The 22042-nt window shown below is 73.5% G+C and carries 22 protein-coding genes and 1 pseudogene; 14 read left to right on the forward strand and 9 right to left on the reverse strand.

The genetic code is table 11. The features are described 5' to 3' along the window. Window positions 1–30: 30 nt before the first annotated feature. Complete coding sequence (locus AMK13_RS38500) at window positions 31–684, forward strand: hypothetical protein (RefSeq protein WP_074006207.1); 654 nt, start codon at window positions 31–33, stop codon at window positions 682–684. 146 nt (window positions 685–830) lie between these two features. On the opposite strand, the gene AMK13_RS38505 is transcribed toward AMK13_RS38500, so the two are convergent. Continuing rightward, window positions 831–1043 carry a hypothetical protein gene (locus AMK13_RS38505; RefSeq protein WP_107418976.1) on the reverse strand — a complete coding sequence of 71 codons (213 nt, stop codon included), beginning with the start codon at window positions 1041–1043 and terminating at the stop codon, window positions 831–833. Between the two features lie 194 nt (window positions 1044–1237). Between AMK13_RS38505 and AMK13_RS38510 the strand changes: the two genes are divergently transcribed. Continuing rightward, the gene (locus AMK13_RS38510) at window positions 1238–2962 is read left to right on the forward strand and encodes a tetratricopeptide repeat protein (RefSeq protein WP_074006208.1); all 1725 of its coding nucleotides are present in this window, start codon (window positions 1238–1240) and stop codon (window positions 2960–2962) included. A gap of 630 nt (window positions 2963–3592) precedes the next feature. On the opposite strand, the gene AMK13_RS42650 is transcribed toward AMK13_RS38510, so the two are convergent. Continuing rightward, a complete protein-coding gene (locus tag AMK13_RS42650; protein WP_074006209.1) occupies window positions 3593–4276 on the reverse strand; it encodes a hypothetical protein in 684 nt (227 codons plus the stop codon). On the opposite strand from AMK13_RS42650, the gene AMK13_RS43225 reads away from it, so the two are divergent. The 3 genes from AMK13_RS43225 to AMK13_RS38525 all read left to right on the forward strand — a co-directional run bounded on the left by AMK13_RS43225 (window position 4275) and on the right by AMK13_RS38525 (window position 5578). Beyond that, window positions 4275–4502, forward strand: a complete 228-nt coding sequence (locus tag AMK13_RS43225; RefSeq protein ID WP_143204754.1) for a hypothetical protein — start codon at window positions 4275–4277, stop codon at window positions 4500–4502. The genes AMK13_RS42650 and AMK13_RS43225 overlap by 2 nt on opposite strands. Window positions 4503–4751: 249 nt before the next feature. After that, window positions 4752–5096, forward strand: a complete 345-nt coding sequence (locus AMK13_RS38520) for a hypothetical protein (RefSeq protein WP_074006210.1) — start codon at window positions 4752–4754, stop codon at window positions 5094–5096. Further along, entirely contained in the window at window positions 5093–5578 is a 486-nt protein-coding gene (locus tag AMK13_RS38525; protein ID WP_074006211.1) for a hypothetical protein, read from the forward strand. The genes AMK13_RS38520 and AMK13_RS38525 overlap by 4 nt, the downstream gene beginning before the upstream one ends. Before the next feature lie 57 nt (window positions 5579–5635). On the opposite strand, the gene AMK13_RS38530 is transcribed toward AMK13_RS38525, so the two are convergent. The 3 genes from AMK13_RS38530 to AMK13_RS38540 are packed head-to-tail and all read right to left on the reverse strand — an operon-like array spanning window position 5636 to window position 6934. After that, window positions 5636–5893 (reverse strand): hypothetical protein, encoded by a 258-nt coding sequence (locus AMK13_RS38530; RefSeq protein ID WP_143204755.1) that lies wholly within the window; start codon window positions 5891–5893, stop codon window positions 5636–5638. Window positions 5894–5927: 34 nt separating this feature from the next. Next, window positions 5928–6437 carry a hypothetical protein gene (locus AMK13_RS38535; RefSeq protein ID WP_074006213.1) on the reverse strand — a complete coding sequence of 170 codons (510 nt, stop codon included), beginning with the start codon at window positions 6435–6437 and terminating at the stop codon, window positions 5928–5930. Further along, window positions 6434–6934: a hypothetical protein gene (locus AMK13_RS38540; RefSeq protein WP_074006214.1), complete on the reverse strand. Its 501-nt coding sequence runs from the start codon at window positions 6932–6934 to the stop codon at window positions 6434–6436. Before AMK13_RS38540 ends, AMK13_RS38535 begins: the two co-directional genes overlap by 4 nt. A 435-nt stretch (window positions 6935–7369) precedes the next feature. Between AMK13_RS38540 and AMK13_RS38545 the strand changes: the two genes are divergently transcribed. From AMK13_RS38545 to AMK13_RS46500, 4 genes and pseudogenes are all read left to right on the forward strand, one after another. Then, a complete protein-coding gene (locus AMK13_RS38545) occupies window positions 7370–8734 on the forward strand; it encodes a hypothetical protein (RefSeq protein ID WP_074006215.1) in 1365 nt (454 codons plus the stop codon). A 455-nt stretch (window positions 8735–9189) separates the two neighbouring features. Beyond that, complete coding sequence (locus AMK13_RS44365) at window positions 9190–10650, forward strand: replication-relaxation family protein (RefSeq protein WP_074006216.1); 1461 nt, start codon at window positions 9190–9192, stop codon at window positions 10648–10650. Window positions 10651–11150: 500 nt separating this feature from the next. Beyond that, window positions 11151–12809 carry an RICIN domain-containing protein gene (locus AMK13_RS38555; RefSeq protein WP_074006217.1) on the forward strand — a complete coding sequence of 553 codons (1659 nt, stop codon included), beginning with the start codon at window positions 11151–11153 and terminating at the stop codon, window positions 12807–12809. Further along, window positions 12764–13342: pseudogene (locus tag AMK13_RS46500) on the forward strand (NUDIX domain-containing protein); the annotation flags it as partial. The gene AMK13_RS38555 and the pseudogene AMK13_RS46500, both read left to right, overlap by 46 nt. Window positions 13343–13489: 147 nt before the next feature. Here the strand turns inward: AMK13_RS46500 and AMK13_RS45615 are convergent. Further along, window positions 13490–14848 carry a helix-turn-helix domain-containing protein gene (locus tag AMK13_RS45615; protein WP_143204756.1) on the reverse strand — a complete coding sequence of 453 codons (1359 nt, stop codon included), beginning with the start codon at window positions 14846–14848 and terminating at the stop codon, window positions 13490–13492. Next, window positions 14845–15081, reverse strand: a complete 237-nt coding sequence (locus AMK13_RS38565) for a hypothetical protein (protein WP_074006219.1) — start codon at window positions 15079–15081, stop codon at window positions 14845–14847. Before AMK13_RS38565 ends, AMK13_RS45615 begins: the two co-directional genes overlap by 4 nt. A gap of 1761 nt (window positions 15082–16842) precedes the next feature. On the opposite strand from AMK13_RS38565, the gene AMK13_RS38575 reads away from it, so the two are divergent. From AMK13_RS38575 to AMK13_RS38585, 3 genes are all read left to right on the forward strand, one after another. Further along, on the forward strand, window positions 16843–17499 hold the full coding sequence (locus tag AMK13_RS38575) for a hypothetical protein (protein WP_241853214.1): 657 nt from the start codon (window positions 16843–16845) through the stop codon (window positions 17497–17499). 309 nt (window positions 17500–17808) lie between these two features. Next, on the forward strand, window positions 17809–18237 hold the full coding sequence (locus AMK13_RS38580) for a hypothetical protein (RefSeq protein WP_074006221.1): 429 nt from the start codon (window positions 17809–17811) through the stop codon (window positions 18235–18237). A 4-nt stretch (window positions 18238–18241) separates the two neighbouring features. Continuing rightward, a complete protein-coding gene (locus AMK13_RS38585) occupies window positions 18242–18976 on the forward strand; it encodes a MucR family transcriptional regulator (RefSeq protein WP_074006222.1) in 735 nt (244 codons plus the stop codon). A 153-nt stretch (window positions 18977–19129) separates the two neighbouring features. Here the strand turns inward: AMK13_RS38585 and AMK13_RS38590 are convergent, their stop codons facing one another. Beyond that, window positions 19130–19939: a hypothetical protein gene (locus AMK13_RS38590; protein ID WP_074006223.1), complete on the reverse strand. Its 810-nt coding sequence runs from the start codon at window positions 19937–19939 to the stop codon at window positions 19130–19132. Between the two features lie 442 nt (window positions 19940–20381). Then, window positions 20382–20900, reverse strand: a complete 519-nt coding sequence (locus AMK13_RS43235; RefSeq protein WP_143204757.1) for a hypothetical protein — start codon at window positions 20898–20900, stop codon at window positions 20382–20384. Window positions 20901–21312: 412 nt separating this feature from the next. Between AMK13_RS43235 and AMK13_RS43905 the strand changes: the two genes are divergently transcribed. Further along, window positions 21313–21474: a hypothetical protein gene (locus tag AMK13_RS43905; protein WP_158077804.1), complete on the forward strand. Its 162-nt coding sequence runs from the start codon at window positions 21313–21315 to the stop codon at window positions 21472–21474. 118 nt (window positions 21475–21592) lie between these two features. After that, a complete protein-coding gene (locus tag AMK13_RS38595; protein ID WP_074006224.1) occupies window positions 21593–21973 on the forward strand; it encodes a hypothetical protein in 381 nt (126 codons plus the stop codon). Window positions 21974–22042 lie beyond the last annotated feature (69 nt).

The raw sequence follows: 22042 nt of genomic DNA on the forward strand, positions 1-22042 counted from the left end.
CGCGATGCCGCGCAGCCACGGTTGGAGTCCATGATCCGAAGGCTGAGGACCCGCCGCCGCTACGACCGCTACGACCTGGACGACGCCGAGGAGCGCCTGGCCCTGCGCCAGGCCGCCCGCTACCGCTGCTCCGGCTCCGGCTGCGCGCTGGTACCTTCACCGGCCCTCGTCCGGTACCAGTGGACTCCCGTCCACAGCCTGAACACCGTGGAGCAGGCCTGGAAGGACCTCAGGTCGCTCTGTGCCCGGGTGATCGCCGCCGACTCCGCGCCGGATGACTTGGCTGGCTTCATCGACGTCCACTACGCCGACGGCATCGGCGCCCGCGTACTGGCCTGCCTGCTTCACCTCGCCGACGACCGCGACGGCGCCCGGTGGTGGTGGCAGTACGCCGCCGGCGCCGGGGACCACACGTCCGTCTACTGCCTGCTGCTCGACCACCTCCGCCGCGGCGAGCTGCACGACGCCACCTGGTGGAGCCGCCAGCTGGCCGACGACGGCTTCGTGCCCGAGCAGTGGGACGCCCGTGCCGAGGACCTCGACCTCGCCGACGACGTCCCCGGCCGGGTCTCGCCTCACATCACGCGTCGGCAGCACCCCACCCTCGGCGTCATCCCCTTGCCGTCGCAGTCCCTTGTCCCTGCCCTGCGCGAGCTCGCCTCCACCTCCGCCGACGCCCATTAGGAAGGGCCACACCGCCGCGCCCGGCCGGGCCCGGCGGTGTGGTCGCGCCCGGCCTGTGAACCCGGCGGCCGACGGCAAGGCGGAGAGCCGCGCACCCCTCCGGGCCCGGCCCCGAAGGGGGCGTCAACCCCGCGCGCCGGCAGGGGCTACCGGATCAGCTTGTGCAGGGCGGGCACGCTCGCCCCGGAGGCGGTCAGCCCGGCCAGGACCGCGCCGGCGACGGTCTCGCCGCCGAGGAACGTCAGCCCTCCGCTGACCAGGCCGATGACGACGGCGCTGAGGAGGACGACGGTCGCGCGGACGGTCAGCAACGGGGCGGGGGTGGTCGGGTTGCCCGGGGTCGGGTCGGACAGCACCATGTGTTCCTCCAGTGGGTGGTCGGGGACCGGAGCCCTGCTCGTTCCCCTCGGATCGGTCCGGCGGATACCGGCCCTGGGAGCAGCGTCGGATCGGTCTTGGTAGTCCCCAAGCCGCGAAGGCATCACCGCAGGTAAGGTCCGGACAACATAGGGATGTCCCGGGCTGTCCGGGACGGGAAAATGGGGAGCCGGGCATGGGAAGGCCGTGGGGGCCGGTCCGAGCGAGGACACCGGAGGCCGAGGCACTGGCGCTCTTCCTCCGCAAACGGGTCGACGAGTCGCCGCTGACGATGACCGACGTCGCGGGCCGGGTCCCTTTCTCGAAGTCGCGGGTCGGGGCGTTCCTGTCGGGTGACCCGGTACCCGGACGGGACTTCGTGGTCGCCTTGGTGCGGGTGACGGTGCCCGAGCCGGTGCTGCGGCAGCGCCACGAGGCCGAGGCCTGCCGTCTGAGGGAAGCGGCCGAGCACCCGGAGAACCGGGGCCGGCAGAACGGTGACGGAGACCTTGCCGGGGAGCTGGAGCGGGTACGCGCGCGGCAGGTGGACATCTGCGAGCGCCTGACCCGTGCCGTGGAACAGCGCGCCGATCTGCAGCAGGCGGCGCAGAACTCCATGCAGCTGGTCATGGTCCTGTTGACCATGATCAACAATCTGGAGGGGAAAGTGCGGACCCTGTCCGCGGAGCGTGACGAACTCCGCGCCCGCGCCGACGATCGGGCCGAGGTCGAGGACACGCAAGCGAGGCTCACCCGCGCGCTGAACCAGGAACGCCGGGCGAGGGAGGAGCTCGATCGCGCGCGGGACAAACAAAGGCAGGCCGATGAGCTCGCCAGCCACGTCGAAGCGCAGGTACTCGCGCTGACCAACGAACTCAACCGCCTGCGCGCCCAGGAGTCGGATTCCGGGCCGTCGGCAGCCGACGGCGCAGGCGGCGGGTCCGGCGCGGCGGACCCGGCCGCCGACGACATCGACCGGGCCCTCGCCCGCGCGGCCGCCGTCAACGACGCCGACGACGAGACCATCCGGCGCATCACCGACGCGCTCCAGGACGACGCCCAGGGGCTTGCCCCCCACGAAGGCCCGGCCGACGACCTCATCGGATCGGCGGTTGTCCCGGACAACCGGGACAACCCCCCGACCAGCACCACCACCTCGGACAAACCCTCCGGTCAGCCCTGGTCTGACCGATGGTCGGTAACCTCCCCGCTGCTCTTCGACGTCGGCCCGGAAGTCTTGAGCGCCGACGCTGTCGCTGCCCGATACAACCTCGCCGGGCAGATCGGCATGGCAGGCGACCACCGGGAGGCGGCCGACCTCTTCGCCGACGTGGCCCGGGACTATGAACGGCTGCGGGGCCCTCGCCACCCCAGCACCCTTGCCAGCCGTCACCACCACGCCGTGCAGGTCGGGATGGCCGGCGGGCACCGGGAGGCGGCCGACCTGCTTGCCGATCTGGTCCGGGACTGCTCACGGGTGCTGGGTCCCGACCACGCCAGGACCCTCACGAACCGTCACCATCACGCCGTGCAGGTCGGGAGGGCCGGCGGGCGCGCGAAGGCGGTCGGCCTGTTCGCCGATCTGGTCCGCGACTGCTCACAGGTGCTGGGCCCTCGCCACCTCAACACCCTCACAAACCGCCACCACCACGCCGTGCAGATCGGTATCGCGGGTGACCACCAGGGGGCGGCCGACCTGTTCGCCGATCTGGTCCGGGACTATGCACGGGTGCTGGGTCCCGACCACGCCAGGACCCTCACGAACCGTCACCATCACGCCGTGCAGGTCGGGAGGGCCGGCGGGCGCGCGAAGGCGGTCGGCCTGTTCGCCGATCTGGTCCGCGACTGCTCACAGGTGCTGGGCCCCGACCACCCCGGAACCCTCTCCGTCCGTCGTCACTTCACCTACCTCGAAGCGTGAGAAGGGCATCGCTGCCCGCCAGCGGCCCTCCTGCCGGGTGCACCACGACCAGCACCGAGCCCCGGCGGAAGCACCCCGGGTGTCCCGAACAGCCCGTGAAGGTCGCGCGAGCGGCGCGCCTCCGCCTCCGCCGAAGCCCACCCGAAAGTTGGACAAGGCCGGCTGCGCCGGGCCCGCGCGGCGTCGAAGGCGGCCCGGGCGGCCGCGCAGGCGCCTGCAGCCACCCGCCCGGCGGCGAAGGTGATCGCCGCCGCTCCGGAACAGCCCCGGGTCGCGCTGTCAGGACGGCCTGGCGGGTTGTGTGGTCGCGCCGTACTACCCGCCGGGTACCCCCGCAGCAACGCCCCGCCGACCCAGGAGCCCCCTGTGCCGCCGACCGTCCGCCGTCTCACCCACTGTCCGGCGCCCGCCACCCACGCCACGGCCCGGCAGACCCGGCACAAGCCCCCGCGCCCCCGATGGGTGATCTACTCCTGCCGCCACCACGGAGAGATCCTCGCCCGCGACTCCGGGGGCTCCACCTCCTGCGGCCGCGGAACGCCGCCGACCGCCCGCACTACGCCTGCGGCACCATGCTCGACCACCGCCCCGCCACCCAGATCATGGAGGACTTCTTCCACCGCTGGCTCGTCACCCCCCGGCCGCAGAGCGAGCACTGGACCTGGGTCGACCGGCTGCGCACCAACGTCCACGAGAGGAACCGGTCCCGGCGCGAACTCCCCGGGATCGCCGGGCACCTCGACGCCGGCGGCCGGCGCTCACGTGGCGGCGCCAGGCTTCGGCGGTGATGCCGTCCGGGACGGGGCCGGTCTCCACCTCGGCGGCCGGGACGTCGGGGCGGGCGCGGACCTCGGCGACCGCGGCAGCGACGATCCCGCCGACCGTCCCGGCCGGGAGCAAGGCGTCGCCGGCGTCCCGGTGGGCGTCGGCGAGGCGTTCGGCGATCAGGTCGGTGAGCTCGCTGACCCGGCCCTTGAGGTCGACGACCGTGCGCACCGGCAGGACCAGGTCGGTGCTGTCCCGCGCGTGGGACACCCCGAGCTCGGACTGCACGGTGGTCTCGATCGCCTCGGCGACGGCCGCCAGGTCGAGCAGCCGGTACGCCGTCGAGCGGCCGATCCCGAACTCGGCGAGCACGTACGCCGGCCACGACGGGTGCCCGAGCACGGTCCAGACCCGGGCCTGGTGGGCGGCGCGGACCCGGCGGGCGAGCACCAGGATGGCGGCCCGGACGTCCTCGATCGCCGTGCGCAGCTGCTCGGTCAGCTCCCGGGCCCGCGCCGCGTCGACCGGGCCGGCCTGGTCCTCGTCCATGCCCGGACTACGGGAACGGTCGGGCAAGGATGCGCCGCTGCTGTTCGGCGACGGCGCCCACGGGGCCGGCGCCTGGGAGCGACAGCAGCCCGCGCGAATTGCCCGGGAACTTGCAGCGCACGGGTACGGGCTGCTGGACGCCGAGGGTGGCTGGTGGCGGGAGCTCGACGACGGCGGTCGGGTGGCCCCGCTGCGCCGGGTCGCGGAAGGTCAGGCCGGTCGGTGACCGCCGACTTCCCCGTTTCGCTGGGACAGTCCCAGCCGTTTTCCCGGGGTGGGCGTTGCTCCGTACCGGGCTGAGACAGGGTGCCGGGGCGCCCGGCCCGGGCGGGCGGTGTCCTCCAGCGGCCGGTCCTGACCGTTTGTCGGGTGGGCTTGATCGCCCGGTTCAGCGTTGTGGTTCGGACCTTGTCGGTGAGGAGAGGAGAGAGGGAGAACCGTCGTTCTCCTTCTCATTCGCCGATAGGTTCCGGGCATGACGACGAAGCGGCCCGACGCCGCCCTCCCTGACCTCGCCGCCCTCGCGGTGGCCGCCCTCGGCGAGCAGATCGCCCGCGCCGCGTGGGCCGTCTACGGTCACCGGGTCCTGGCCGTCGCAGGCCCCGCCGTCCGCGGCCTCGCGGACGGCACCCGTGCCGCTGCCGGCACGGCCCTCCGCGGCCTCTCCGACGAAGTCCGCGCCATCGGGGCCGATACGGCCGCCGACCTTCTCGCCCGGTCGCGCACCGCCGTGGGCGACGCGGCCCGCGGCCTCGCCGAGGACCTGTGCGACCGGTTCGGCCGGGCCGTTCGGGACGCCGTCACCGGAGGCGCCCGGTGACCTACTTCGCCCCGCCGACGGCCGGCGCCGAGCCGTTGCCGCACGTCCAGTACGGCCAGGCCGTCCACCAGGCGCTCGTCGCCGCGGGCGCCGAGCCGGTCGAGTGGTACATGGACGAGGCCGACTTCGGCCTGCGGGCCGACTACTACTACCGGCCCTACCGGCCCGAGCCCCGGCCGGACGGCACGGTGCCGCTCACCCCCGACCCGGAGCACTGGCAGCACGGACTCCAGCTCTCCTGGACCGAGCGGGGCTGGTGCTACCTGCCGCTCGACGAGGGCAGCGACCCGCTGTGGGACGAGGAGGACGCCGAGCCGCTGCCGGTGCCGGTCCTCGCCGACCCGGACGCCGTGGCCGCGCTGCTGGTGCTGCTGCTGGCCGGGCGGTTCGACGAGATCGGGTCGGCCACCGTCGAGTGGAGCCACGCCCCGGTCCAGCGCACCGCCATCCTGGAACACGCCCGGCGGGCGGGCCGTGCGTGAGCGGCCTCCCACCAGCCGGGCCCGCGCGGAACGCATCCCCGTACGGCGGGCAGGCGGCTACCGCCCCGGGGTAGCGCCCTCGATGGCGGCGACCAGGAGGGCGTGGACGGCGGCGGCGGCCTCCTGGGTGGCAGGGTCCGGGTCCTTCAACTGGGGGGCGATCAGCGCGGCGGCCGCGGCGAGGACCGGCACCGGGACGGTCGCGGAGCGCAGGTGCGCGAGCTGGGCGGCGGCCTTCTCGCCGGGGGTCGCCTTGGCGCGGGCGTCGGGGATCAGGGCGCTGATGCCGCGGGGCAGGGGTTGGGTGTTGGTCACCCGGCTCATTCTCCCGTGTGCGGGCCGGTGGTGATCACCACGGCCGGTCGTCCGGTACTGCGGTGGGAAGGGGGCCGTGGTGGTGGCGGGCGACGGCCTCGATCAGTGCCTGGCGGGCCTGGCGCCAGCGGACGTCCTCGGTGCGGCCGGCGTCGGCGGCCCAGGCGGGCAGCGGCCGGTCCTGCGCGGCCGCGGTGAGTCGGAGGCCGAGCTCGCCGATCGCGTGTTGCCAGTGGTCGAGCTCCAGCAGTAGGCCGCGCACCAGCTCGTCGACGGCGCCGGCCGGGTCGGTGCCGAAGGAGCGCGCTTCGGCGGCGGCCTCGGCGAGGACGTCCTCGTCCAGGCCGTCGAAGGCGTCCCGCCAGGGTTCGGCCCGCTGCTCGAACTCCTCCCAGGCGGTGCGCAGGGCGGTGTCGACGGCGGCGGGGGACCACGGTGGTGGGGTGCGGGGAGATCGGATGGTGTCGGACAGGGCCCGGTCGGCGCCGGGCCCGAGCGCGCGGCGGGCCCGGCCGGGCCGCGCTCCGGTGCTGCCGGGGTTCACCGGCCGGGCTGGGCGGCGGCGCGGCCGGCGGCGACCGCGTCGTCCATCACCTGGGCGAGGACCGGTAGCTCCCGCTCGTACCAGGTCAGCGCGGTGCCCGGCATCGCCAGGGCCAGGGCGGCGACGGCGGCCAAGGCGATCCGCTCCCCGCCGGTGAGCTCCGGGAGCGTCTCCAGGTTGGTCGCGCCGAGCAGCACGCCGCCGTCCAGGCGGTAGCGCAGCTCCGCAGCGAGCTCGTTGTCGTTGCCGGGGATGATCTCGCGGGTGCAGGTCTGCTCGATCGCCTCGGCGGTCAGCTCCAGCACCCGCCCGTGGACCTCGACCGGCTGCCGGCGGGCCAGCTCCCGCACCCAGGCCGCCGCCCCCTCACCGGCCGCCGCAGCCACCTGCAGCCCGGCGCGCTCCTTCTCGGTCAGCTCCTCCCCGGGCGGTGCGGGCTCGGGCTCGGCGTCGAGCGAGGAGGGGATCGGCAGCCAGGACAGCGGAGAGGACGTCATGCCGGTGCAACCCCCGCAGCGCCCGCCCGGTCACGGGTGCAGCAAGGGCGGCCTTGCTGCTTGCGCATGCGCATGCGCAGGGACAACCGTGCCGTTGCGTGGGACAACCCCGGACAAGGGGTCGGCGGGTAGCAGGACAAGGGGGAGAGCGGCTACGACTGGTGACGGGACAACGTGAGGTTCTGCCAGGACAACAGGCAGCACGCGGTGCAGCAGCAGCAGCACGCCCTGCTGCCACTGCACCGCGCGTGCTCACCGCCGGGTGCAGCAGCGGAGGAGTTCCGGCCCGGTCCGTAATCCGGGCACCTTGATACCCGCCGGGTGACCGCCCTTTACGGCTCGCGGGCCGTAAAGGGATCGGTGTGGGAGGGCGTCGGGGTTACGATCCCGACCGTGAGTAACGACCCGGGCCGTAATTCGGCTACCTGCGCTGATGTGCTGTTCGACGTGCCGGAGGAGTCGGCCGCGCCGGTGTGCGTGCGGCCGGGCTGCGGGAAGCCGGTGCCGGTCGCCGAGTCCGGCCGGGGCCGGCCCACTCTCCACTGCTCCCGGTCGTGCAAGTCGAAGATGGCCCGCGCCAAGGCCAAGGCCAAGGCCGCCGCCGAGGCGGCGGGCCAGGCGGTCCCGGGGCAGCCGGCACCCGGGCCGGAAGGCGCCCGGGCCGTGATGCTGGGCCACCTGGCCGCGATGGAGAGCACCGCCCGGGTGTTCTTCGCCGCGGTGGACACCGACCCGGTGGCGGCGTACGACGCGTTCTACCAGGAGTACCAGCGCCTGGGCGCCCGGGTGCGGGAGGCGGCGGCCGACGCGCGCGACGAGGTCCGCTGGCCCGGGCTGACCGGGGACGAGCTGGAGCTGCGCCGGGCCGAGGAGGACCTGACGCGCCCAGACGTCCTGGCCCGCGTCTCCCCGTACGTCCTGGCTTCTGCGGCCCGGGCCGTAAATGCGTCCGCCACCGAGGCCGCGCCGAGGCCCGGAGAAACGGCCCGGGCCGCAAATCCCGCTACTGCGCCCGGCCCCGGCGCACCCGGTACAACGGCCCGGGCCGAAATCCTCACCGGCGCCGCCGTGCCCGCTCCGGCCGACTCGGCCGAGCAGCGGGCGGAGGCCTTCGAGGCGCTGCGCCGCGCGGCGTGCACGATCCCGACGCTCCGGTTCGGCGAGCCGGACCGCCTCGACGACCTGGACCTGACGGTCGGTGAGGGCTGGCTGCTCGCCTCCTGGGACGACCCGCAGGCCGAGGACGTCCACCAGCTGCTCTACCGGGGCCGGCCGATCGGCTGGACCGCGCCGCTGCCGGACGGACCGTGGGGGCAGGCCGGGCACATCGCCGCCAAGCACCGGGGCTCCAAGGCCGCCGTGGTCCTGACAGACCCGGCCAGCGCGGCCAGTACCCACCGCTCCGTCGGCCAGGCCCTGGACGTCCTGCACCGCACGCACATCGAGCTGCTGTGCCCCGAGCGGGCGATGCCCGGCGTGCAGCGCCTGGCTCTCAAGCGCCCGACCGGCTGGAGCGTGCCCTCCGCCCGCGGCCTCGGCGACCCCGACCGCGAGGCGCTCGGTGACGGCCTGGTCCACCTCACCTGGCCCGACCACCCAGGCGTCCAGGAGCTCCAGCAGGGCGGCCGACCGGTCGGCTGGATCGAGGAGTACGACGTCCGGCGCGGAACCTGGACCGCCCTGATCGCCAGCAGCCTCGTCGCCGACGCCGCCAGCGGCGAACCCCTGCGTTGCCCCGGCGCCGAAGGCGCCCTCGCCCTGCTGCGCCGGGCACTGGGGGAGGACCTCACCCGCTGGTAGGCCAGGCCGGCCGACGCGGCCGCGCGCCGGCCCGCGCGCGATGGACAGCTCCAGCAGCGCGCAGCGCGCCCATGGACAGACCGCGCGGCTTCCGCGCGCACCGCACCGCGCCTCGCGGACCTCGCCCCGCACCGCGTCGGCTTCCGCACCGCACCCGCAAAGGCTGGTGCGGTAGTCGCGCCGCTACCGCACCGCACCATGCGGTCCGCACCCGCACCGCGCGCGTCGGCGCCTGGGCGCGCGGTCTGACGGTCTGTGATGTCGGTCACGGACATGCCGGGAGGACAAGGCCCCTGACCTGGGCGAATCGGGCGGGACAACACGCTGCTCAAGGGGTGTGGTCAGGCCGCGGACAAGGGGGTGGTGTGCAGTGTCGGCCGCACCCGGGCGCTGGTCCGGGTGCCGGTCCGGCCACCGCGCAGGCCCCGGCTTCCTGCTGACGGAAGGCCGACTCGATGTCCACCACCTCGCTTGCCGCGCCCGGTCCGGACGACGGCGACCAGGGCGCCGACCACCACCAGGCCGACCAGGCGAAGGCCTCGCCCGGCCGTGGCAAGGGGCCCGGCACCGCCTCCGCGGACACCTCCGCCGGCACCGCCTCCGCGGACACCTCCGCCGGCACCGCCTCCGCGGACACCTCCGCCGGCACCTCCGTGCCCCCGACGCCGGATCAGTTCGTTTCCGCAGGCCAGCAGCCCCGGACAAGGGGCCGAAGCCGTGGCGACAACCCTCCTCCTGCCACTGCTGAGGTGCGGTGGAAGGCGGACTCGACGGAACCGGTGCGGCATGGGGTCTTGGTGTCGCTCGGCCTGTTCCAGCGCGCTACCGCTCGTGAGCTCTGGCATCTGGTCCTGCCGGGACAGCGGAACGACAAGGCCACCCGCGACGCCCTGGTCGACTTGGAGGCCGCTGGGAGGGTGCGGGAGGAGCTGCGCCTGCCGGACAACCGCAAGCTGTGGACCCTGACCGCAGCCGGCCGCCGCGAGGCCGCCCGGCTGCTCCCGGCCGGGACGAAGCTGTCCAAGCTGCGTACCGAGCGCGACGGCCGGGCCGCGGCGTACTCCGAGCACGCCCTGGACGTCGTCGCCACCGCCGGCCACCTCGCCCGCGCCGGACTCGGGTACCTGGAGGCGTTCTCCACCGAGGTCGAGCACCCGATCCCGCACCGCCGCTCCCTGTTCACCGACCTCGTGCTGCGCGACCCCGGCGCCGAGGTGCCGGTGCTCCTGGTCGAGGTCGACAGAGAGAACGAGGGCGTCGGCGCGCTCGTGGAGAAGCTCACCTTGTACCGGGCCTGGTGCGAGCTCGCGGCGAAGGGCACGGCGAAGCCTGAGTTCGAGGCCTCGCTGCGTTGCCGGGGCGCCCGTACGCACGGCCTGCGGCTGTGGCCAACCGTCTACCCGCCGACCGGCCGCGAGGGCCTGCCGTCGGTCGCCCTGGTCCTGGAGGCCGGCCGCAAGCGCGACCGCCCCGGAGCAGAGCAGCTCACCCCGCAGCAGAAGGCGGAGAAGGCCAAGCGGGACCACGAGCGGCTGCTGCGCCGCCACGGGGCCGACGCCCCGGTCTGGCACCGGTTCGGCCGCTGCGGCTGGCACACCCTCACCGAAGCGCTCGACAACCCGGACGGCGACGAGCTGCTGGCCGTCGAGCGGGCGGAGGCGGATCGGGCCCGTCGGGCGCGGGAGGCAGCGGAGCGGGAGCGGCGCCGCCCGGCCTGCCGCAGCTGCTCGGCGAAGTTCTCGGACGGGCGGCGGGAGGAGAAGGAACGGGGTTGGAACGACGACGGGCTGTGCGCCGGCTGCCGCCAGGCCGACGCCGATCGGAAGGCGCGGGAGGCCGCCGGGCGGGAGCGGGCTGCCGCCGAAGCCGCGGCCGCCGAGGCGAAGCGCACCAGCTTCTGGTGGCGGCGGTCCTGACCCGGCCCCGTCCCTGGTGCAGGCCGCTGACCTGCGGTGGGGAGTCTCGCCCCGAGGTCGCTGGTGAGTTGTCCGCTTGGCCTGATGAGTTTGCGGCGTTGTCGCAGGTCAGTGGCCAGTGAGAACGGCCTGGCCTGGGCACGTGGAAGCCCGGTCGCTGCTGCGTACGACCTGGGTGGGCGCTGAGCAGGCCTCCCAAGCGCCGTGCGCTGGCCTCGTTCAGAGGGGTGGCCAATGCGTCGTTGATGGCGAGAGTGGTCTGCTTCAGCTGGCCCGCAAACTGCGTCCACAGTCCTTTCAGACCGGGGTGTGCCGCGATGCCGCCCACTGTCCGTGCTTCACAGGGGTGAGCCGGAGCCGTTTGGTGATGTCGGTGATCGTGCTTCGCTGTTCGGCCTCGGGCCGGCCGTCGAATCTGCGTAAAGAAGTCATGGGCCTGTCAAGTTTCTTCTATAGTCGCATAGAGCGACAGAATGATCACACAACTAAGGGAAGCCTGCATGCGTACACACCTCAAGGGTGTCGGTCGCCTCTTATCCGTTCCGTTCCTTGCTCTGCTCATGCTCGTTGGCGCTGTCGTCGTCACCGCCGGCACGGCGCAGGCGGCAGACTCCAACGCCTGGACATTCGCTAACCCGGACGGACGGATCGACTCGCCCAACAGCAACGACGGCGCTCAGATCTCGGTGAACACGGCGCCCGGCAACCACCAGAACTGGCGGTTGATCACTGCCGGTACTGGCATCTTCCGCATGGCCAACACCGATACTGGTAAGTGCCTCTACTCCACCCAGCCCCTCACGCAGCGCTCATGCGGCTCGGGCGATGGCGATGACGGTCAGCTCTGGCACTTCCACCCAGTCGCCGGCAAACCGGGCACCTTCATGCTGGTGCGCACCGATGAGGGCTACTGCCTCGATAACCAGGGCGGTTTGCAGTGGTGGGGCATCCTCGCCCAGCCCAATCCGTGCGACGGCTCCTCCACCCAGGAATGGACGGTGCCCCAGGGGAAGGCTTCCGAGGCGCTGAAACTCGCACTCGACTACTACTCTGAGCTGTGCACTAAGGACACTTCGACGTGTTCCTGGACAGCGAAGTCCGAGGGGGCACCGGAGGCCCTGCCGCGCGTGCAAGCGTCCTCGGTCTGGTACAACGACACTTCCGACAAGATCACCCAGGTCTTCACCACCGTCTACCATTCCGGGTGGTCGCAGTCGTTGTCGTCGGGCCTGTCCACGTCGGTCGGCGTCTCGGTTCCCGTGCAGGCGATGATCTCCGCCCAGCTGACGGCGACGACCACCTACCAGTCGGACTCGACCACCATCAACGGTGTCGTCGTCACCGTCCCCGCCAAGAACTACGCATGGGTCGACTTCGCGGCTGTCGGCAAGCACGTCACCGGCACGTGGACGTTCGACACCAACCACCATCCGTGGACCACTGACGCCACGGTGACCGTGCCGGTGGTCAACTCCACGGCGGGCTCCACGATGTACGTCGCGCACACCAGCTCGGACATGCCCACCAGCAGCACCAGCCCGGCGCAGAAGCCCGTCGTGCAGACCTTTGCCGCCACCTCCACCAGCGCGAAGCTTGACCTCCCGGCCGGAACCCACCTCGCTCCCACCGCGACCGGCGCGGAAATCGCCGACGCCCAGGACAAGCCCATCATGCGGATGCAGCCGGGCAGCGTGACCGACACGAAGGGCGTCAAGCACGCCTTCAAGCTGGCGGTCAACGGCAACACCCTCACCCAGACCCTCGAAGGCGCCACAGGCACGACGATCGAGGGAACCGAGAATCCGTCCTCGGTCACGTTCGGCCCGGGAACCTTCCCCGGAAGCACGCCGCTGGAAGCTTCCGCCGACAGGACGAAGAGCCTGAAGGTGCAGCCCCTGCGGATGTCGCCCACGGACAACATCGATGATGCCTGTGCCAGGTACCAGGGCCACACCTGCTCGGACGCGGAGAAGAAGGCGTACGAGAACAAGCTCAAGAAGGACGCGGACTGGGACAAGTGCGTAGCCCAGTGGGCCGTCGGTACCGCGATCACCGGAGCCTTCGCAGGTGCCTTCACCGGTGGCGTTGGAGCACTCCCGGGCGGTCTCATCGGATGGGCCGGCGGAGCCACCGCAGGGATGGTTGTGTGCAGCTTCTGACCCGTACCACCTGTACCGACTGGGTCCCCCTGCCTGCTGATCGGGCAGGGGGACGCTGCGTTCGAGCACCTGACCCAGGGCGGGGTGGTAGTCCGCACCACCTGGCACGAGCCCGCCTGCCCGGCCTGGGCCCGGCGGTGACCGCCGGCACGGTGGCCGGACCGGTCCGGGGGTGGGTGTGTGCGGTGCTGGTCCACAACGGCCGCCTGGCTCTGATCCGCCGTCGGCGGGAAGCCGGCCTCCAGCACTCGCCGCCCGCCGTCCTGGTCGAGGACCAGGACGGCGAGGAACCGACCGACGCGCTGCGCCGGGGGCTGCTCGAAGAACTCGGCCTCGACCTGGCGGCGCTGCCCGACCCGCTGGTTCTCCGCTTCGCCCAGAACCAGGAGACCGACCGTCCGGGCGAGACGACGCGGTTCCGGCGCCGGCATCCGGTCTTCACCGCCCACCTGCCCGACCACCTGGCGGCGGCCGTTGCCCTGGTCGAGCAGGACGACCTCGGTCAGGCGCCGGTGGTGTGGCTGCCCGTGGCCGACGCGGCCGACCTCCACTTCTACCCGGACGTCGGCGCCGTCCTCCACCAGGTGGTCCGGTCCGACACCGCCGCGGGCGGCCTCGGCCTCGCGGTGCTGGAGGTCCAGCGGGTCATCGGGGAAATCGGTGTCGGAGGCTGCTGCGGATCAGTAGACCGTGATCTGGGTGACCTTGTAGAGGGGAGGCGGCGGCGGCAGGAACTTGGAGACGAAGGGCTGTTCCGTGGCGGCGTTCCACGATTTGCCCGGGTCGAGGGTCTTGGAGTTCGGAATGTCCTTGTAGTACTGGTACTCGATCATCACCCTGCGGTCTCCGACATCGATCTGCCTGACGCCATAGATCGCGACGTTCACCTCTCCGAGCTTGGTGGTGCAGTAGCTGTCACCGTTGTCTGTGCTGACCTTGATGAAGAAGTCCTTCCCGTCGGAGCACTGCCCGAGAGTGACGTCAGGCGACCTGCTCGGCGTCGTGGGGGGCATCGGCTGGATTGCGGGAGGCGTGTTAGAGGGGGTCGGACTCGGCGTCGTGGAGGGCCGCGGTGCGGGGGATGGGGTGGCGGAGTAGGTCGGCGAGGCCGTCTGCGAGGTGGCCGGTGGGGTTGATGACTGGCTGGTGGATTCTTCGGGGTAAAGCCACACGAGCAGTCCGACGCCGGCGGCGGGCGCCAGCAGGAAGGTCGCCATCCCGGCGGCGATCAGGCGCCGTCGGTACCGGGACCGTGCAGGGACGGAGGGCGCGTCCAGCACCACGACGGCGTCCTTCTCCGGCGCGGGTCCGGACACCGGTGGCACCGGTGAACCGGCGGCCCGTACCGGTCCACCGGGCGCGGCCGGCGGCCGGAAGTACCTTTCCGGCGCGGGTCCGGACACCGGTGGCACCGGTGAACCGGCGGCCCGTACCGGTCCACCGGGCGCGGCCGGCGGCCGGAAGTACCTTTCCGGCGGTCCCGCCGGGTCGCCGGGGCCCGCGGCCCGCGCGACGGGTCCCTCCTCCTCAGGTTCGGGGCCGGATGTCGCGGGCGCAGGGGAGCCGGCGGCCTGCATCGGGCCCCTGGGGGGTGCGGGCAGCGGGAGGGACGTTGCCGGGGGCTCCGCCGGGCCGCCGCCGTGGTCCGGGCCGGACACCTCCTCGGCGTCCGGCGGGGGGCCCGGTTCGGTGGTCCGCTGGGCGGGCGTCATCCGGTCGAGCCTCTCCCAGCGGGCGAGCCACGGCCCGGGGTCCTCGCCCAGCGCTTTCAGGTAGGCGAGTAGCGGCCGCCTGCTGCACAGCTCGCTGTCGCTGGTGACCTTGGACATGCTCGGGCTCGCGTAGTTCGCGGCCTCGGCGACCTCGGCGAGGGTCTTATCGGCCTTTTCCCGCAGGTCGCGCAGGTCTCTGGCGAAGACGGTGAGCGGCGCGTTCCCGCGCAGGTCACGTCCCCGCCCCCGCTGCCCCTGCCCCTGCCGGGGGGCCTCCCCGGGCCCACCCGGCCCGTCGCCCGGCCCGTCGCCCGGGCCGGCGCTCACCGCCCGCCCCGGCGGCGAACGGGACGGCCGGCGGCCGGGCCGGCGAACAGCCCGGCCACCTTCGCCGCGGCCAGACCGCCACCACCCGCGACCGCCAGCGCGGTCTCCGCCGCGGTGCCCGTCAGCACCAGCACGACAATGATCACCTGGATCACCATCAGCACACCGAACTGAAAGACGTACGAGGACCCGCGCTGCGACCTGCGCTGCTCCCGGGAGCCGTTCCCGATCATGTCTGTCCCTCTTCTCCACGTGTCCGGGCTGCCCCGCCTCCGCGGGGCCGGCAGCCGCTCGTGTTCATGGCGCCCGGGCTGCAACCCGGCCGCCTGGCGGCTGACTTCAACCATGCTCACCCCGGCCCGCCAGCGCCAGGACTGACGGAGTTTCAGCAACCTTAGTGCTGTGCCGAAACCCGGCGCGCCCGTGGCCGCGCGATGCCCGGCCGCCTTCGGCAAGCGCGGTCGGCCCGCACGGCAACACGGTGAAAGCCGTCTCGGGACGCCACTCCCGCGCTGCCGCCGGCCGCCCGGAAGCCGGGCCATCGGGCCAGCTCACGGCCGGTTTCCAAGTTTCCGGTCGGGGTTGGAAAGCCCCGCGCACTGGTCGGTCGCCACGGGCTCGGCAACACTGGAAAACGCCGAAACCGCTCACTCCACGTGTCCGGACGAGCCACGGCACCCCGGGGCGGGCCCCGCTGCAACGGAGGCCCGCCCCGACACACCTGCTGTTCCCCACCACCGACGACCGCAACGGCACCGTGTCCGACGATCCCTGGCTCGACGGGGCCCAGGCCGCCGCGCACGCCTCCGCTGGCCTCTTGGAGCCCCGCCTCGCAGACACCCCCGTCACCGACGCCCACCTCGTCGTCTACGCCGGCCGGGCCCGGCTGCACCTCGGCGCCGCCCCGCACCACCTCCGGCGGATCGAGACCGAACTCGACGGGCGGCCCCGGGACGGCCACGGCCGGGGTGCTCCCCGTGGGTCCTTGCGTGGGTCCCGACGTGGCTCCTGCCGCCGGTCCTGACGTGAGCCCCCCACCGGCGGCGCGCCGTTCGCGTTTCCGCAGGTCAGGGGCCGTCCACCAAGGGATGGGAATTCCGACGACCCTCTCCTGAGCCCCTCTTCTGCCTGGTGGTGGACGTGGTGGTGGGCGGTCGTCGCGGGCCCGGTGCCTGCGGCGGGCTGGTCTGGTCGGTGGCGTCCGGCGGTGCCGGCCGCGCCGGGGCCGGGGGTGGGGGCGGGGGCGGGGCGAGGCTGTCCGCCGGGGCAGGCCGTGGCGGTGGTGAGCGCCCGGTGAAAGCCGGCGACCCCGCCCGGCCGCCAGGAAGACGAGCCCGTCGTTCTGGCCGACGTCGCCGACCGCCCCGGCGGCCAGGCCTACCGGCAGCCTCGGGAAGGACCGTCGGCGCTGCCTCCGCGTTGGTGGCGGCGGTCGGGGCTGAAGAGGTGGTCCGGGTGAAGGGCTGGCCGGCGCTGGCGGCCGACCGGGGTTCGGACGGACGCTGAGGGCATGGCCGTCGCGGTGGTGGACCTCGCGGCCCGCGCGGGTTTCCTGGCGGAGCGCCTGGGGTGCCTCCCCGGGGTGTCGCCCGCGTGGTGCTGCCGCGGCGGCCTCGACAGTCGGCCGCGGGTCCGCCGTCGGTGACGAAGGCGGCGTGGATCTGGCCGACGTCGAGCGGGTGCTCGCGTCTGGAGGGCGGGTGCCGGGTCGGTTTCCTCTGTGTGGTCCCGGGCGGGCTATGGGCGGTGTGCCGGGGATCCTGCTGGGACCGGCCCGCGCGCCCCGTACGACCCGTTCGCCGGAGAGAACCAGGACCAGGACGAGGACGAGTTCGGCGTCGTCCTCTACAGGTCCGACGCCGGTCCGACACCGCTGCGGGCGGCCCGGTGCTGCTCCCGGCGATGACCGGCGCGTCTTGCCAGTGGTGCTGACCGGCGGGGTGATGTTCGGGGAACCGGCCGCGCCGGCGGGTGCGGCGCGCCATAGTGCGGGGGTGACCGCGACTCCCGCCCGCCTGGACCTGCCCGCCCGCCGACGCCGCCACGCCCGGCTGATCGCCGCCCTCACCACCACGGTCGGCGCCTGCGCTACGGCGGCGCAGGCGCTGTACCAGCCGGTCGCCGACGCCCCGCCCGGACAGGAAGCGGTCGTGGTGGACCCCCTCCCGGTGGTCTACCTCGGCCACACGGCCGCTCCGCTGCTGGAGGCGGCCCGGGCCGAGGACGAGGCCCGCTGGCCGGCCGCCGTCGTCCGGGAGCGGGAGCAGGCCCGGCAGACCTACAGCGCCCGGGTGGCCGTCGCGCGGGCGCAGGAGTTGGTGGAGGAGCCAGGGGCGTCCTGGCCCGTTCCGCTGCCGACCGCGGAGCAGGGCGCGGTCATCGACCTGGCGGGCGCCGGTGACGAGGTCGCCGTGCTGTGGCGCGACGATCCGGCGAAGGCGGCTGGCCTGGTGCGCGAGCTGGCGGCGTGCGGGGAGTTCACGGCGGCCGAGGTCCTGGACGCGGCGGTCGACGCGGCCATCGGTGCCGGGCTGCTGGCGCTGAACGACGCGGGCACGGCGTCTGATCCGAGCATGATGGCCGAGCAGTGCCTGGAAGCCGTTCCGTACTTGGTGCTCGCGGTGGCCCTGGCATCCGCCGACCTTGACTGAGCGACCACCCCACCGAACCCCGGGCAGCGCGCGGGGGCGGTCGGACACCGCTCTGCCCGCCGCGTCCCTCGGGCCCGGCGGGCAGAGCGGCCACAGGCGGCCTGGAGCGCCTCCGGCGGGCGGGTCCGCCGCAGGGCGGCCGGGATGACCCTGGAGGGCATCCAGCAGGCCCTGCACGGGGCCGGGGCCGCGCCGCGCCAGGCCCGCCCGGGCCGATGTGTAGCGCGCTTGACATTCTCGGTCGCGGTGGTCCAGACTGAATGTCAAGCGCGCTACACATCAAGTGGCGTCGGCAGGCAGGAGACCGGCATGTCGCACACGATCACGGCGGAGCAGGTCCGCGAGCTGTGGGAGGCCGCCGACCCGGCGGCGGTCATCGACCGGGGCGAGGACCTCGCCCCGGTGACGAAGGAGGACCTCGCCGTGCTCGCCGACCAGGTCGACACCGACGACGAGGGCCGTCCGCTGCCCGACCAGTGGGAGGTCCTGGCCGACCAGCTCAGCGCCGGCGCCGAGTCGGAGCTGCCCACCGGGCCGGCCGCCGACGTCCTCCAGGCCGTCGAGGACGCGCGCCGCAACCGGGACAGGGTGAAGGCCGCCGCCGACGACGAGTTCAACCGGCTGATCCGCTCCGCGATGCTCAACCGGAAGGACACGAAGGTGAGGGTCAAGGACCTGGAGAAGGCCGCGGACCTGAGCAGGGCCCGGCTCTACCAGATCCGCGACGGGCGCCGCTGACCGCATGGAAACCGCCGATGCCACCTCCCGCCTGGTCACCCGGCGGGAGGCCGAGCCCCTCCTCGGCTACGCCCCCGGCAGCCTGAAGGCCGTGATGCAGCAGCAGCGGGGCCGCTGGCCTGCCCCGGTGGCCTGCCGCCGGCGCGGCCGCGCGCTGCTGTGGGAGCTGGACGCCCTGCTCGCCGCCGCCCGGCCGACCACCGGGGTGCGCTCGCGGCGCCCGGACGGCGCCGACACGGACGGGCTGGTCACCTGCCTGGAGTGCGGCCGCCGCTTCCGCTCCCTCGCACCGCACCTCGTCCGCGCCCATGGGACGTCGGCCGCCGGGTACCGCGCCGGGCACGCGCTGCCCGCCGGCGCCGCGCTGATGGCCACCGACGTCCGGCGCACCCTGTCGGCGACCCGGATCGAGGCGATGGCCGCCGACCCGGACCTGCTCGCACCGATGCGGGCGGCCGCGCCCGCGCCCGACGTCCTCGCCCGCCGCTCGGCCGCAGCCCGCGCCGGCACCGACGGCCTTCCCGCCGTACGGGCCGCCCGCAGGGCCGCGGCCCTGCGCACCCTCCCGGCCGCCCGGCAGGCCCGCAGGAACACCCTGGAGGCCACCGCCCGAACGGCGGGCTTCGCGTCGATGGCAGACGCGATCGCCGCCACCCGCGACCTGTCGAGCCGCGCCGCCGCGGAACGGATCGGTGTCGGGGCGAGCACCGTCAAACGCTGGCGGCGACCCTCGCCGTGAGGGACGAGACCGGCACCCGGACCGATCCGGTCCAGGATCCGACCCCCGGGGCCCTACCTTTGACCCCGGCCGCAACGACGCCTGGACCAGGCGGTCCGGGCCTGGTGGGCCGGCGGTCGGTGCCCTGCGGCTGCGCGCCGTCCCGCCCGGTGTCTAGGGTGCTTCGACGGCCCTCGGGTCGCCGGTCAGTGCGTAGCGGCGGGCGGCGAGGAGCTGTTCGGCGGTGCTGCCGATCTCCTCGCCGAGGATGCCCAGGGTCTCCTCGGCTTCGCGGTCGCAGAGGTAGCCGGGGGCGACCTGAAGGGCGAGCAGGCCGAGCTCGCGGCGGATGTCCAGCCGCTGGCGGGCCAGGTCGCGGCCGCGGGCGACGCAGGAGTGCCACCGCTCGGTGTCCCGGCTGTCGGGGCCGTGGACGACGGCGGGCTCGGCGGTCGGAACGTCGGGCCGGGACCGGACGTCGGCGACCGAACGCGCGACGATCTCGGCGACGACCGCGGCGTCGGGCGGCCGCCCGCCCGAGGCGCCGGCGTCGGCCAGGCGCTCGGCGATCAGGTCGGTGAGCTCCGCGATCCTGTCCTTGAGGTCGACGACCGCCCGCACCGGCAGTACCAGGCCGGTGTCCCACGCGTGGGACAGCTCCAGGCCGGCTTCCCGCCGGACCGTGGCCTCGATCGCCTCGGCCGCGGCCGCCAGGTCCAGCAGCCGGTAGGCGGTCGAGCGGCTCACCCCGAACTCGGCGCCCGCGTACGCGGCCCAGCCCCCGTACCCGCGCACCGTCCACACCCGCGCCCGGTGCGCGGCACGCACCCGCCCGGCCAGGACCAGGACAGCGGAGCGGACCTCCTCGATCGCGGCGCGCAGCTCCCCGGTCAGCCGCCGTGCAGCACCGGGGCCCCGCCCGCCCGGCTGCGCTGGGCTCGCCCGGCCGTCCCGGCCCGCTCCGGTTCGGCGGCCGCCCGACACCAGGACCCCGCTCGCCGTCCCGGCTGCTCTGGCTGGCCCGGTGTCTTGTCGGCCGTCGACCTCTTCGTCCGCCGGGCGCCCGGCCCAGCGGCGCCCGCTGCACTGCCGCCCGCCTGCCCGCGCGCCGCCCCTGGCGCACCGTCCGGTTCTGCATTGGCCGCTGCCGAGCGGCACCTGCCCGGGCCGTCGTCCGGCGTCCGTTCGCCGTCCGCCGGCGTCGACGCCGCCTGCCACGCCCGTCCCGGCCCGCCGCCGGTCGAGGCCCGTCCCGCCTGCTGCGTCCTGCCCGCCGCGCCCCGCCTTCGGCGGCGGCCAGCCGGCCTGGCCTGACCCGCTCCGGTGCAGTTGCGCCGTCCGACCGCCGCCCGGCACACGGCAGGTCCCCGCGTTCCAGGAAAGCGAGCGCGGGGACCTGCTGTGTTTCGCAGCCCGGGAGCCGGTCCTAGAGGTTGGTGAACCGCCACCGTTGATTGGCAGGGGGGTTGTTGTAATTACAGGTGTTCTGTACGAACAGGGCGCCCAGGTGCCTGCCCTGGGGAACCAGGCAGTTCCCCGTTGCCTGGTTTATAAGAATTCCCCACTGCGGGTCGTACGTATCAAACGCGAAGAACGTCCAGTGGGCATCATTCATGGCTTCCCCGCAGGGAATCTGGCGTGCCTCCTGCCAGTCTCGCGAGAGCAGGCATTGCCCACTGTTCATGTTGCTATAGGTGAGACCGTATTGATCTTGGTGGACCACCCACCTTTGGTCGTTGTACCCCGCGCAGGTCGCTTGAACAAGGGCTGTCTCGCGTCCATTCCCGGCGAGAATGCACCTCTCGCTGTCGTAGTTCTGAAAGTTCCCTGAGGCTTCCGCCAGAGTCGGGGTCTGTGGTACAGCAGTGGCGGACGTGCCGGGAAAGCTGAGGGTCATCAGCACCCCGGAGGCGAGTATCGCCAATAGTGCCTTGAGCTTCTTCACAGCGTCTCCCCTTTCAGGAGTAGCCCGGCCGTCAGGGTGCGGCCGCAGCGGCCTTGCGGTAGGGAATCAATTTTGGAGAGGAATTACCGAACGAGCCGGATGGCACGTTCGGGCAACTTCAGCCTTCGCTCTGGTCGCCCCTCGCCCCTGCTGAGACTTTTCCCTTCCCTCTGAGAACATCCTTCACAGTCGACCGGCCAGGAAGGATCGCTGTGTCGGTCAACATTTTTGTTGGAAACTGGCGTGAATCCAAAGGTGCAATCAGGCCAAGATGATAAAATCTTCAACTTCGCCCCAGAGCAATCACCCATCCCTCCTGACCCTGGCTTTACGTACGGCACGCGCCGCAGGCAATGGGAAGCGGGCGCGCGTCGGCTGCCCGGTCCTGGATTCCCCGCTGGTGCGCGGCGCGATGTGGCTGTGCTGGAGTGGCCACGACGGCGTCCGCACCCTGCACCAGGGCGCGGGCCTGGCCCGTGGCTGGGCCGAGCGCGATGTCGATGGCCTGGATGGCTGGGTGGCCCTGGTCGAGGGCCGGGTCGTCCTCGGCGCCCGGGCGGACGGCGGGCCTTGAGCCGCATGCTCGCCTTGTGCCGGTTGCCCGTCGTCGCCCAGTGCGAGCGGGAGTACGGCCCGGAGCTGGCCCCGTGGTCTTGTCCGGTGGGGTTTCCTGCCCCGTAGGCTCCTCTCCTGTGCCTGATGACATCCTTGTTCCCGACGACCTGATCGCTCTGCAGCTGGCGGCCCGGGCCGCGCAGCGCGCGGTCGAGGAGTTCACCGCCGAGATCGCTGCGGAGGCCCGTACGAGATTCCCCGCCCCGGAGCAGTGGCTGGAGCGGCTGTGCTGGCCGGCCGATCCGCCGGAGGGCGGCTTGCAGGACGGGCCCGCCGCCTCGTTCTGGCCACCGGACCTCACCGAGCGGCTCCGGCAGCTGCGGGAGGACGCCGCCACCGCCTGGACGAAGGCGGGTGAGCATCCGGCCTTCGACGCTGCCAGGGCCGAAGGCCGGTACCCGAAGTTCCTGACCACACTGCACAAACGCATCAGCGAGGCCGAAGCGGCGACCGCCTGAGCGGCAACCCGCTGGCCGAGGCCGCCTCACCCAGGTCCCGTCGTGCCCGGGCACCCGGACCCGACCGGG

Source organism: Streptomyces sp. CB02056, assembly GCF_001905545.1.
Lineage (GTDB): Bacteria > Actinomycetota > Actinomycetes > Streptomycetales > Streptomycetaceae > Kitasatospora.